A 12,665-nucleotide genomic window follows, 5' to 3' on the forward strand; every position below is an offset into this window, starting at 1 on the left:
GTGGACGTGAACGTTTCCAAGAGAGTACTGATCGCAGATGACTCTGCATTTATGCGCAAATTAATATCTGAAATTATTTCCTCCCACCCATCCCTAGAGGTAGTCGGTACAGCGAGAAATGGACAAGAAGCCGTTGACAAGGCTCGTCTATTAAAGCCGGACGTGATGACTCTTGATATTGAAATGCCAGTCCTAGATGGTTTAGGAGCACTTCAACTTATTATGAAAGACAACCCGCTGCCAGTCGTTATGCTGTCGAGTACGACAAAAGAAGGTGCTGAAAATACCATCCGTGCGATGGAATATGGCGCAGTGGACTTCATAACAAAGCCTGGTGGTGCAATTTCACTTAATTTACGTGATAGTGAGAAAGTTATTATTGAAAAAGTGCTCGATGCATCAAAAATTGATATGTTAAAAATCTTCCCCCGCAGAGCGACTGCAACATCATCTATACCTTCTGTAGCAACGACTGGAGCAAAACTGACGGTTTCACCTAAACGTTCGATTGTTCCTCCTACTGAAGGAGCACTCCCACGCTCTGCGGTAAAACAATTCATAATTATAGGTACATCGACAGGGGGACCAAGAGCCCTCCAACAAGTGCTTGTCACTCTTCCGAAAGACATCGGTGTACCAATACTTATCGTTCAGCACATGCCCGCAGGCTTTACGAAATCACTTGCAGACCGCTTAAACAGCTTGTGTAAGATTTCAGTAAAAGAAGCTGAAAATGGAGATTTGATTGAAAAAAATACAGCTTATATTGCTCCAGGCGGTAAGCATATGAAAGTGGCTCGTGTAGGTGTAAGTTATGCCATACGTCTTGATGACCAAGATGCTCCGCGGATGGGCCATCGCCCTGCTGTAGATGTCTTGCTGGAGTCAGTTTCAGAGTTACCTGAACTGCAATTTGTGACAACAATTATGACGGGTATGGGTCACGATGGTTTGCAAGGGATGAAAATACTTAAAGAAAAAAGCAAGACGTTTACGATTGCTGAGTCTGAAGAAACGGCTGTCGTGTACGGCATGCCGAGAGCCATTCAAGAAGCAGGGCTAGCGGATGTGTCAGCAAATGTACAAGATATCGGTAAGTTACTTACAGAACATGTAAAGTATTAAGGAGGCTTTTTGATGGATACAAATCAGTACTTGGAAATGTTCCTGGAAGAGAGTAAAGAACATCTCCAGGCGTGTAATGAACAATTGCTAGAACTTGAAAAAAACCCTGATGATCTTGCGATTGTCAATGAGATATTCAGAGCTGCGCACACGCTGAAAGGCATGTCTGCAACAATGGGTTATGAGGATATCGCCAATCTAACACACAAGATGGAAAACGTACTAGATGCAATTCGGAATTCTAAAATACGCGTTACGTCTGAAATTTTAGATGTTGTGTTTGAGTCTTCTGATGCGTTAGAAGAAATGGTAATAGATATCGAAGAAGGCGGTACGGGGAAAAAAGACGTTGAGAAATTAGTGACGATGTTAAATCAGATTGAAGCTGGGAAATCTCCGCTTGAAGCGGTTGTTGAGAAGACTGAACAGACAGAAACTGTAGAGGAATCTGCTGGACTCGTTTACGATGACTTTGAACAAACGGTAGTTTCGCAGTCTATTGAACAAGGCTTTCATGCCTTTGAACTAAAGGTCATTCTCCGCGATGATTGCTTGCTTAAAGCAGCTCGTGTATTCATGGTATTCGAGATTCTTGAAAAAGCAGGAGAAATCATCAAGACGTTCCCAACGGTAGAACGGTTAGAAAATGAAGAATTCGATAATCAATTTACTGTTGTGATTGTCACAAAAGAAGAAGCGGAAGAGTTGCAAGCAAAGGTTCATAAAGTGTCAGAGCTTGAAAAAGCTGAAATTCGACCGGTCCAATTCCAGTCAGCTGCAATGGAGACTGCAGTAACAACAGAAACACAAATTGCTGCTCCTGTTTCAACGCCTGCAAAACAATCTGCAAAAAAAGAACCAGCTAAAACAGAAAATGGCGCAGCGAAACGCTCAAATAGTACTCATTCTGCAAACAAGACGATTCGTGTCAATATTGACCGTTTGGATGTACTTATGAATCTATTCGAAGAATTGGTCATTGACAGAGGACGCCTTCAGTCAATTGCAGCAGAACTTCAAAATCCGGAATTAAATGAAACAACGGAACGGATGACAAGAATTTCAGGAGATTTACAGAATATCATTCTAAATATGCGAATGGTTCCTGTAGAGACCGTGTTCAATCGATTCCCTAAAATGGTCCGCCAGTTAGCACGTGATCTCGATAAAAAAATCAATTTAGAAATCATCGGTGCAGAAACAGAATTGGACCGAACTGTCATTGATGAAATTGGAGACCCATTAGTTCATCTAATCCGGAATGCTCTGGATCATGGCGTGGAAAGCCCTGCAGAACGCATTGCAGCAGGTAAACCTGAAGAAGGAACAGTAACGTTGCGCGCTTATCATTCTGGGAACCATGTATTCATCGAATTAGAAGATGATGGTGCAGGGGTGAATCGTGCCCGTGTTCTTAAAAAGGCAATTGAACGCGGTATCGTTACCGATGAGATTGCAGAGACATTGACAGACAAGCAAGTTGCAGAACTTATTTTGTCATCAGGTTTTTCAACTGCTGAAAAATTGACTGACGTTTCTGGACGCGGTGTAGGTTTGGATGTTGTGAAGAGCACGATTGAATCACTAGGCGGCCATATTTCAATCGAATCAAAAGAAGGTCAAGGTTCGCTATTCCAAGTACAGCTACCGCTAACACTTTCGATTATTTCGGTTATGCTCGTACAAATGCAAAAAGAAATCTTTGCTGTGCCATTGTCCTCCATCATTGAAACTGCAATCATTCAAAATGCTGATATTTTGAATGCACACAATCAGCGGGTCATTGATTTCCGAGGTAAAATCGTTCCACTCGTTGATCTTCGTGAAATTTTCGATACAGGTCTTCCAGAAGAACAAGAAGAGCTCAAATCGGTCGTTATTGTTCGTAAAGGCGAGAACTTGGCAGCACTAGTCGTGGATTCTTTCATCGGTCAGCAAGAAATTGTATTGAAATCACTCGGTAACTACTTACAGAGCGTTTTCGCACTCTCGGGTGCTACAATCCTCGGAAACGGTCAAGTTGCTCTTATTGTTGATTGCAACGCGCTCATTAAATAAGTAGGAGGAAATCCAATGACAACAGAATTAGAAAATAAAGTGATGAAAACGATTGTTTTTCAATTGCTTGATAAAGAGTATGCTATCGAAGTGGATGTCGTCCAGTCCATTGAAAAATTATTGCTCATGACGATTACGCGAATTCCAGGCGTCCCGTCATATGTTAAAGGGGTCATTAATCTGCGTGGAATGGTCACACCTATCGTTGACTTACGAAATCGTTTTGACTTGCCCGAAATGGAATACAATGACAACACACGCATCATTATCGTAAACCTTGAAAACTTTGACGTTGGACTTATCGTAGATGATGCAAATGATGTAATTGATATTCCTGTCAACGCACTTGAATCACAACCAGAAGTCGTTGGTTCAGTGGAATCTGAATTTGTTGCAGGAGTTGCGAAAATTGAAAAGCGATTGCTCGTTATGCTCAACTTGGATCATGTGTTGCGTCCGATTAGGAACGTGAATGCAGATGAAAACTGAATTTAACATATCAGATATGCATTTAGATGTACTGAAAGAGATTGGAAACATTGGTGCGGCTCATGCGGCAACATCGCTCTCTGAATTACTTCAGCGCAAAATCGATATGCATGTCCCGAAAGTTGCGCTTGTTTCATTTGACGACATGTTCGAACTTGCGGGCGGCAGTGAAAACGTTGTGGTTGGGATCTTCTTGAGAATCGAAGGAGACTTATCTGGAAGCATGTTCTTTGTGCTTCCAATCGATTCTGCCAACCGCTTCATACGGCGCTTAATTGGCGATCCTCACTTTGACTTTTCTAATCCTGAGTCAATTGGTGAAATTGGGATCTCTGCGATGCAAGAATTAGGCAATATCTTGTCAGGCTCATACTTATCTGCGCTGTCTGATTTTACGGGACTGAAGATTTTTCCTACAGTCCCTTCGCTAAGTGTTGATATGGTCGGTGCTATTGTAAGCTTTGGACTAATTGAAGTGTCTCACTACAGTGATGAGGTCATTGTAATCGATACGAAAATTGTTGAAGAAGATGAAAACGATAAAAGTGTAGATGGTCACTTCTTTTTACTTCCAGATCCACCATCTTACATGACCATCTTCAAATCACTTGGTGTGATGTAATATGGAAATGGTGAAAACAGTTGTACGTGTTGGCATTGCAGATATGAATATTGTTCGAGAGCCAGACACTATCCGTACATCAGGACTCGGCTCATGCGTAGGTGTTGTCCTATATGATGAACGTCGTAAGGTGGCGGGGATGGTGCATGTCATGTTGCCGGATAGCTCTTTAGGCAAAGGTGATTCCATTAATGTTGCAAAGTTTGCGGATACGGGTATTTACTCCCTTATGGAACAACTGAAAGCAGAAGGCGTCCGTCCCATGTCATTAAAAGCGAAAATTGCAGGGGGATCACAAATGTTCCAATTTGGTTCAAGTGATACAGTACGTATTGGTCCCCGTAATGTGGAAGCTGTGAAAAAAGAGCTTGCTAGACTTTCCATCCCATTGATAGCAGAAGATACCGGAGGATCAAACGGACGAACAATCGAGTTCGATCCTGCGATCGGCACACTGCAAGTTCGTACGGTGAACGCTGGGACTAAGGGGATATAAATTGATGGTGCAGTGGTTTCAGTAAGTGAAACTACTGTTTTTTTGTATGAAAATATAATAGATGTTCACTGTCTTTACTACCTAAACTTTGATATAATGACTAGTATGATAGTGTCGAAATATACATTGTTGCACGGAAGCGAGGGATTCTATGTCGAAAAAAGACATGTCGGAGGAGACATATTGGGACTTATGGTTAAACAAGCGAGATCCTGACGCAGGAGATGCGCTCGTCCGAAAATATATGCCGCTCGTAAATTATCACGTCCAGCGCATCGGTTCTGGATTACCGCGTAATGTTTCCAGAGATGACGTGAAAAGTCTAGGATACCAAGGGTTATTTGATGCGCTTACTAAATTTGATCCAAGTAGAGATTTAAAGTTTGATACATATGCTTCGTTTCGGATCCGTGGCAGCATCCTTGATGGATTAAGGAAGGAAGACTGGCTACCTCGGTCGTCTAGGGAAAAGTCGAAAAAGTTAGAAGAACAAATCAGTAAGTTGGAACAGAAACTGATGCGGACAGCATCACCTGAAGAAATCGCCGAACATACAGGTTTGAATGTGGCGGAAGTTTATCAGACTGTGCAAGAACATTATTTTTCAAGTGTACTTTCAATCGATGAACGGATGAATGATGATGAAGAGGATTCAGGGAAAAGTTTTGTGTTGAAAGATGAAAAAACAGTGACACCTGAACAGCACTCTGTAAAACGTGAACTATTGGGTGAGATGGTCCAGAAAATCAAAGACTTGAATGACAACGAACAACTTGTACTGAGTTTGTTTTATTCTGATGAAATGACGCTTACTGAAATTGGAGAGATCCTGAACTTATCGACTTCACGAATTTCACAAATTCATTCCAAAGCACTCTTTAAGCTAAGGAAGTTATTGTTGCCTGAAGTGCTGGATCGGGGTGTATTATGAGTTTAAAGTCTATAGAACTTCAAATTGCAATCCCAAAAACTTTTGATGCAGGAAAACTTACAGAACAAAAGAATCAGCAGTCTATGCTAAATCATCAGCAAGCAGCAGCTCAAACTGATCAACAAGTAGTTAAACAACGTAAAACAGTAATCGAGTCGGCAGAGTCTGAAAAAACCAAGAACACAAGAAACTCCTCGAATGATGAGAAGTCAGAGGATGAGGGTCAACAGGAAGAAACTAAACAAAAGGATCATAAAAACGCAAACCACCCTTATAAAGGTGGCTTCGTAGACTATACAGGGTGATGAAATGACAGCATTTTGGATTGCAGCTCTTTGCGTATTGCAGATTGGCGGATTTTATATGATCGCTTTGTTGTACGTACGAATTTCGAAATTGGACAAAACTGAAAAGAACCAACAGCAACTCATGAAAGAAATGGAAGATAGTTTGGCACTCTATATTACTGAAGTCAAAGAAGAAAACGATCGGTTAATCGACCAATTTATAAAAATTCAGCAAAACCAACAAACAACTGAAATGAAAGACGAAGCAAAAAGGTCACCCATCTTGCAAGAGGATGAAGTGGCTGCAACAGCTGTTTATTTTAACCCTTTGCCACCCACTTCGAAAGTTTTGGATTCCTACCGTACTCAGCAACAAGCAAGCGTAACAAATACTGTAGAGCCCATCATGGAACCGAAACAAGAAACTGAATTTGAAACGGTATACCGATTACAGAGTGAAGGATTGTCAATCGGGGCAATCGCAAGTCGACTTAAAAAAGGTAAAACAGAAGTAGAACTCATCTTGAAATTCAAAAGATAACTGTTGCGCACGCGCGTAGGCTTGTGTTATATTAGAAAGTGGTATTACTACACACGTGTATGGACGTTTAGAGATGGTGCCGAAAGGTCGCTCGGCGGATGAAGTATGCGGAGGAATCCAACCAAACAGGAGGAAATAATTATGTCAGTAATTTCAATGAAACAATTGCTTGAAGCTGGTGTGCACTTTGGACACCAAACACGTCGCTGGAACCCTAAAATGAAGAAATTCATTTTTGTTGAGCGTAACGGAATTTACATCATCGATCTTCAAAAAACAGTTAAAAAGCTTGAAGAAGCTTATAACTTCATGCGCCAAGTCGGTGCTGATGGTGGGAAAGTACTTTTCGTTGGTACAAAGAAACAAGCACAAGATGCTATCAAAGAAGAAGCTGAACGTGCAGGCATGTACTACATTAACCAACGTTGGTTGGGTGGTACTTTAACAAACTTCGGTACAATCCAGAAGCGAATCAGCCGTATGAAACAAATTGAGAAAATGGAAGAAGACGGTACTTTTGATGTTCTTCCTAAGAAAGAAGTTTCTCAACTTAAAAAACAACACGAACGTCTTGTCAAGTTCCTTGGCGGTATTCGTGATATGAAATCGATCCCAGACGTAATCTACGTAGTAGATCCACGTAAAGAGCGCATCGCTGTTGCGGAAGCGCATAAATTGAATATTCCACTCGTTGGTATCGTTGATACAAATTGCGATCCAGATGAGATTGACTACGTTATCCCTGCAAACGACGATGCAATCCGTGCGGTACGCCTTTTGACTAGTAAAATGGCGGATGCTTTGCTTGAGTCTAGACAAGGTGAAGACGAAGAAGCTGCTCAAGTAGAACAAACAGAAGCAGTTGCTGCAGAGTAACTGAAAAATCAAAGACGATAAGCGGCCAATCCCCTTATCGTCTTTTTTAGAGAAACAAACCAAAATCGAACGTTTTATAGGAGGAATATTTCATGGCAGTTACAGCTCAAATGGTAAAAGAACTTCGTGAAAAAACAGGCGCTGGTATGATGGATTGTAAAAAAGCGCTAACTGAAGTGAATGGTGATATGGATGCAGCACTAGACTTCTTGCGTGAAAAAGGTCTTTCTAGCGCGGCTAAAAAAGCAGACCGTATTGCTGCTGAAGGAACTACAACAATTGAAGTTTCTGGAAACGAAGCAATTATCCTTGAAATCAATGCTGAAACTGACTTTGTTGCTAAAAACGAAGGGTTCCAAACGTTGGTTAAAGAAATTTCAGAACACCTACTTACTACAAAGCCAGCAACTGTTGAAGAAGCATTAGCTTCAACTATGACTAATGGACTTGTTGTAGCAGACTATATTTCAAATGCGATTGCAAAAATTGGTGAGAAGATTAGTCTTCGCCGTTTTGAAATCCGTACTAAAACAGATAATGACGCTTTCGGTGCTTATCTTCACATGGGTGGACGTATTTCCGTTCTTACAGTACTTGAAGGTTCTACTGACGCTGAAGCTGCAAAAGACGTAGCAATGCACATCGCTGCTATGAACCCTAAATACGTTTCACATGATCAGATTTCTGAAGACGAAGTTGAGCACGAGCGTAAAGTTCTTACTGAACAAGCTCTTAACGAAGGCAAGCCTGAAAATATCGTTGCTAAAATGGTTGAAGGACGTCTACGTAAGTATTTCGAAGAAATTTGTGTACTTGATCAGCCATTCGTTAAAAACTCTGATCAAAAAGTTGGAGAATTCGTTACTTCCACTGGTGGAAAGCTAACAGAATTCATTCGTTACGAAGTGGGCGAAGGAATCGAAAAGCGCGAAGACAACTTTGCTGATGAAGTAATGAGCCAAGTGAACAAAGGGTAATTGATTTAACTCATACTAATGGTAGGGGACACATTTTGTGTTCCCTATTTTTAAGAAAACCAAGAAGATGGGGGATACATATGAACACACCTAACTATAAGCGGATCGTGTTGAAACTGAGCGGGGAAGCTCTCGCTGGAAAACAAGGATTTGGTCTTTCCCCAGAAATTATTAAATCCGTTGCGATTCAAGTCAAAGAAGTGCTGGATCTTGGCGTTGAAGTAACAGTCGTAGTCGGTGGCGGAAATATTTGGCGCGGCAAAGTCGGCAGTGAGATGGGGATGGATCGGACAACTGCAGACTATATGGGAATGTTAGCTACGGTCATGAACGCATTAGCACTTCAAGACGCAATTGAAAAGTTAGGTGCAGAGTCTCGTGTCATGTCCTCAATCGACATGCGTCAAGTAGCAGAACCGTATATCCGTAGGAAAGCCATTCGACATCTTGAAAAGAAACGCGTCGTCATTTTTGCGGCAGGTACCGGAAATCCATATTTCTCAACAGATACTACAGCAGCACTTCGTGCAGCTGAAATCGAAGCAGATGTAATTTTAATGGGTAAAAACAATGTAGATGGTGTTTATTCTGCAGATCCAATGATCGATAAAACTGCTGTGAAATATGATCAGTTGACCTACCTAGAGGTAATTAGCAAAGGTCTGCAAGTGATGGATGCGACAGCTTCTACACTTTGTATGGACAATGATATTCCACTCGTAGTATTCTCGATTATGGAAGAAGGAAATATAAAAAAGGCTGTATGTGGAGTAACCATCGGTACAGTCGTCGGGAGGAACTAAACATGCCAAAAGCAGTTATGGAACAAACTACCGAAAGAATGGATAAAGCAATCAGTTCACTTGGAAGAGAACTTGCTTCAATTCGTGCAGGGCGGGCAAATGCTTCGTTACTAGATCGTATTTCAGTTGAGTATTACGGTGCACCAACACCACTTAATCAAATGGCTGGAATTTCTGTACCGGAAGCTCGCCTTATGGTTATTCAACCATACGACAAGTCAACTTTAGGCGATATCGAAAAAGCAATTTTGAAGTCGGATATCGGAATTACACCTACTAACGACGGAAATGTTATTCGCTTAGCAGTACCCGCGTTGACTGAAGAGCGCCGTAAAGATCTTGTGAAAGAAGTTAAAAAAGACGCTGAAGAGTCAAAAATAGCAATTCGCAATATTCGTCGAGATGCCAATGAAGAGTTGAAAAAACTCGAGAAAGATGGCGAAATTACGGAAGATGAATTACGTCGTCATAACGATGATGTCCAAAAGCTAACCGATACGTACATCTCTAAAATCGATAGCGTTGCAGAGGGCAAAGAAAACGAAATTATGGAAATCTAAACATGAACTTTCTTTTTCGAAGGACGTCCTAATTTCAGGACGTCCTTTTTAACATGCAAATTTCCCTGTGTTTTGTTAGGATAAAGAGGATGAATGATTTGAAACGTCGTCGAGTGGAGGAAAAATGATGTTCGATAAACTACTACGAAAGAAGACGACGGCTGTCCCGTCGACATTACAAGAACGGCTCGCCATTGCCAAAGAGAAGCCGATGCCTGCACATGTCGCCATTATTATGGATGGGAACGGGAGATGGGCGAAGCAACGGAAACTTCCTAGAATTGCAGGTCACCACGAAGGTATGAAAACCGTTAGGAAGACCACTCTTTTTGCCAACGAACTAGGCATTCGGGTATTGACGTTATATGCATTTTCAACAGAAAACTGGAAACGCCCTAAACTTGAAATTGATTTCTTGATGAAGCTACCAGGTGAATTTTTAAACACGTATTTACCGGAGTTAGTCGAAAATAACGTAAAAGTAGAAATGATTGGTAGTGCTGAGTTATTGCCGACCCATACAAAAGAAGCAATTCAAAAAGCGATGGAGGCTACTGCACATAACGATGGGATGATTCTCAATTTTGCGATGAACTATGGAAGTCGTTTTGAAATCGCCGAAGCTGTAAAAAAATTAGCCCATCAGCTTTCAGAAAACACAATTCAACTCGATGAACTTACTGAAGAAACGGTATCCGGCGCAATGATGACATCTCATCTTCCAGATCCAGATCTTCTCATCCGAACGAGTGGTGAAGTTCGTTTATCCAATTTCATGCTCTGGCAATTAGCATACGCAGAGCTTGCATTTACTGACGTACTTTGGCCAGACTTTAATGAGGCGAGTATGCTTGGTGTTATAGAAGATTATCAAAAACGGAGTAGACGGTTTGGAAGTATTGAAGGGGATGAAATCAAGTGAAACAACGGATACTAACTGCTATTATAGCAGCTGCAGTATTCATTCCATTTGTTGTTGTTGGAGGGATTCCATTTACCATTTTGGTCTATGCAATGGCAACAATCGGACTGTATGAACTGTTGAAAATGCAATCAATCAAATTACTTTCTATTGAAGGCGCACTAGCATGGTTATTGTCAGCCATTCTATTATTGCCTAACCAAATTTCACTAAAATGGCTAGGGGCAGTCGGTTATACTAAATTAGAAGCCGCTTTTATCATTATATTGCTCTTATTGATCTATACTGTTCTTGTGAAGAATCGTTTTACGTTTGCTCATGCGTCTTTTTTAGTGATGTCAGCCTTTTATGTAGGTATGGGTTTTTACTATCTCACAGCTACTCGTGATGCTGGTTTAGTGTTCATAATCTATGCTCTTGTCATTGTATGGACAACAGATTCAGGCGCGTATTTCATTGGTCGTAAACTAGGAAAGAATAAGTTGTGGCCAGATATTTCACCGAACAAGACAGTGGAAGGTTTTGTAGGAGGAATTTTGAGTGCTGTCGTTTTTGCAGCAATTTTACAACGTATACAACCTGTCGCATCATCATTCTTAATTTTGATTGCTGTCACAATCGTTGCGTCCGTCATTGGTCAACTTGGAGATCTTGTTGAATCGGCGGTGAAGCGAAATTATAACGTGAAGGATTCGGGGAGTTTGCTTCCTGGACACGGTGGCATTTTAGATCGTTTTGACAGTTTGTTATTTGTTTTGCCGCTTCTTCATTTATTGCACTTTGTTAGTTAATGGAAAGGGATGTTTCTGATGAAAAAAAAGATCAGCCTTCTTGGCGCTACAGGTTCTATTGGGTTACAAACACTCGAAGTAATTGCAGCTCACCCAAATCAGTTTGAACTTGTAGCGTTTTCTGCTGGGCGTAATATTGAGAAAGTTAGAGAAATTGCCGCTTTCCATAAGCCGCCACTTATTTCAGTAATGGAAAAAATAGATGCAGAAACTCTGCAAGTTGAGTTTCCGGAGATAAGATTCCTTTATGGAGCATATGGATTGGAGGAAGTTGCAGCAAACACAGGTGCAGATGTCCTCTTAAATTCTGTGATTGGAAGTGTAGGATTAAAGCCGACACTTGCAGCCATACGTCAAGGAATCACGATTGCCATAGCAAATAAAGAAACACTAGTGGCTGCCGGCGATATTGTAATGTCTGAAGCAAAACGATGCGGTGTGTCTATTTTACCTGTCGATAGTGAACATTCTGCGATTTTCCAAGCGTTGAATGGTGAGCGATCCAAATCGATCAGCCGGCTCATTTTGACTGCTTCTGGAGGTAGCTTCAGAGATTTAACTCGCGATCAGCTGACTGGAGTTACATTGGAACAAGCGCTCGCTCATCCGAACTGGTCTATGGGGAATAAGTTGACCATTGACTCGGCGACAATGTTTAATAAAGGACTCGAAGTGATTGAAGCTCACCACCTTTTTAATATGCCTTATGACCAAATCGATTGTCTTTTACACAAAGAAAGTATTATCCACTCCATGATTGAGTTTGAAGATACAAGTGTCATGGCGCAATTAGGTTCGCCTGATATGCGTGTGCCGATTCAGTACGCATTGTCTTATCCAGAGAGAATTCCTATGAAAGATCCTCAACGCCTTAAATTGGAAGACATCGGTACGCTACATTTCGAGAAAATGGATCTAAGTCGTTTTAAAGCTCTTGCTCTGGCATATGAAGCGGGACGAATAGGCGGTACAATGCCGACAGCAATGAATGCTGCAAACGAAATGGCTGTCAGCCAATTCATGGCAGGACATATCCCATTCGTACAAATCGATGAATTTGTTGAAAGGGCAATGGAACAGCATCAACCAGTTTTAAAACCCAATTTGGAAGCAATACTGGAGACGGATATGCAAACTCGTAAAATCGTCTATTCCATGATAAAATAAGTTATTAAGTACAATAGCCA

15 protein-coding genes are annotated in these 12,665 nt (G+C 41.3%); all 15 read left to right on the forward strand.

Annotated elements, in window-relative coordinates:
* Positions 1 to 6: 6 nt before the first annotated feature.
* Positions 7 to 1,125, forward strand: a complete 1,119-nt coding sequence (locus tag DVB69_RS02910; protein ID WP_116017161.1) for a protein-glutamate methylesterase/protein-glutamine glutaminase — start codon at positions 7 to 9, stop codon at positions 1,123 to 1,125.
* Positions 1,126 to 1,137: 12 nt separating this feature from the next.
* Positions 1,138 to 3,183: a chemotaxis protein CheA gene (locus tag DVB69_RS02915; protein ID WP_116016380.1), complete on the forward strand. Its 2,046-nt coding sequence runs from the start codon at positions 1,138 to 1,140 to the stop codon at positions 3,181 to 3,183.
* A gap of 15 nt (positions 3,184 to 3,198) precedes the next feature.
* Entirely contained in the window at positions 3,199 to 3,672 is a 474-nt protein-coding gene (locus tag DVB69_RS02920; protein ID WP_116016382.1) for a chemotaxis protein CheW, read from the forward strand.
* On the forward strand, positions 3,662 to 4,294 hold the full coding sequence (locus DVB69_RS02925; protein WP_116016384.1) for a chemotaxis protein CheC: 633 nt from the start codon (positions 3,662 to 3,664) through the stop codon (positions 4,292 to 4,294). The genes DVB69_RS02920 and DVB69_RS02925 overlap by 11 nt, the downstream gene beginning before the upstream one ends.
* A gap of 1 nt (position 4,295) precedes the next feature.
* Positions 4,296 to 4,790, forward strand: a complete 495-nt coding sequence (locus DVB69_RS02930) for a chemotaxis protein CheD (protein WP_233505307.1) — start codon at positions 4,296 to 4,298, stop codon at positions 4,788 to 4,790.
* Positions 4,791 to 4,941: 151 nt separating this feature from the next.
* Positions 4,942 to 5,721, forward strand: a complete 780-nt coding sequence (locus DVB69_RS02935) for a FliA/WhiG family RNA polymerase sigma factor (protein WP_116016386.1) — start codon at positions 4,942 to 4,944, stop codon at positions 5,719 to 5,721.
* Entirely contained in the window at positions 5,718 to 6,026 is a 309-nt protein-coding gene (locus tag DVB69_RS02940) for a hypothetical protein (RefSeq protein WP_116016388.1), read from the forward strand. Before DVB69_RS02935 ends, DVB69_RS02940 begins: the two co-directional genes overlap by 4 nt.
* A 4-nt stretch (positions 6,027 to 6,030) precedes the next feature.
* Positions 6,031 to 6,549 carry a hypothetical protein gene (locus DVB69_RS02945; protein WP_116016390.1) on the forward strand — a complete coding sequence of 173 codons (519 nt, stop codon included), beginning with the start codon at positions 6,031 to 6,033 and terminating at the stop codon, positions 6,547 to 6,549.
* Positions 6,550 to 6,690: 141 nt separating this feature from the next.
* Positions 6,691 to 7,425 (forward strand): 30S ribosomal protein S2, encoded by a 735-nt coding sequence (rpsB, locus tag DVB69_RS02950; RefSeq protein WP_116016392.1) that lies wholly within the window; start codon positions 6,691 to 6,693, stop codon positions 7,423 to 7,425.
* 92 nt (positions 7,426 to 7,517) lie between these two features.
* The gene (gene tsf / locus DVB69_RS02955; protein WP_116016394.1) at positions 7,518 to 8,402 is read left to right on the forward strand and encodes a translation elongation factor Ts; all 885 of its coding nucleotides are present in this window, start codon (positions 7,518 to 7,520) and stop codon (positions 8,400 to 8,402) included.
* Between the two features lie 80 nt (positions 8,403 to 8,482).
* Positions 8,483 to 9,205 (forward strand): UMP kinase, encoded by a 723-nt coding sequence (gene pyrH / locus DVB69_RS02960; protein ID WP_116016396.1) that lies wholly within the window; start codon positions 8,483 to 8,485, stop codon positions 9,203 to 9,205.
* Positions 9,206 to 9,207: 2 nt separating this feature from the next.
* Positions 9,208 to 9,765, forward strand: a complete 558-nt coding sequence (gene frr, locus DVB69_RS02965) for a ribosome recycling factor (RefSeq protein WP_116016398.1) — start codon at positions 9,208 to 9,210, stop codon at positions 9,763 to 9,765.
* 127 nt (positions 9,766 to 9,892) lie between these two features.
* A complete protein-coding gene (locus DVB69_RS02970) occupies positions 9,893 to 10,687 on the forward strand; it encodes an undecaprenyl pyrophosphate synthase (protein ID WP_116016400.1) in 795 nt (264 codons plus the stop codon).
* The gene (locus DVB69_RS02975) at positions 10,684 to 11,478 is read left to right on the forward strand and encodes a phosphatidate cytidylyltransferase (protein WP_116016402.1); all 795 of its coding nucleotides are present in this window, start codon (positions 10,684 to 10,686) and stop codon (positions 11,476 to 11,478) included. Before DVB69_RS02970 ends, DVB69_RS02975 begins: the two co-directional genes overlap by 4 nt.
* 18 nt (positions 11,479 to 11,496) lie before the next feature.
* Complete coding sequence (locus DVB69_RS02980) at positions 11,497 to 12,645, forward strand: 1-deoxy-D-xylulose-5-phosphate reductoisomerase (protein ID WP_116016404.1); 1,149 nt, start codon at positions 11,497 to 11,499, stop codon at positions 12,643 to 12,645.
* The last annotated feature ends 20 nt before the right edge of the window (positions 12,646 to 12,665 follow it).

Source organism: Sporosarcina sp. BI001-red, from assembly GCF_003384035.1.
In the GTDB taxonomy this organism is placed as follows: Bacteria; Bacillota; Bacilli; order Bacillales_A; family Planococcaceae; genus Sporosarcina.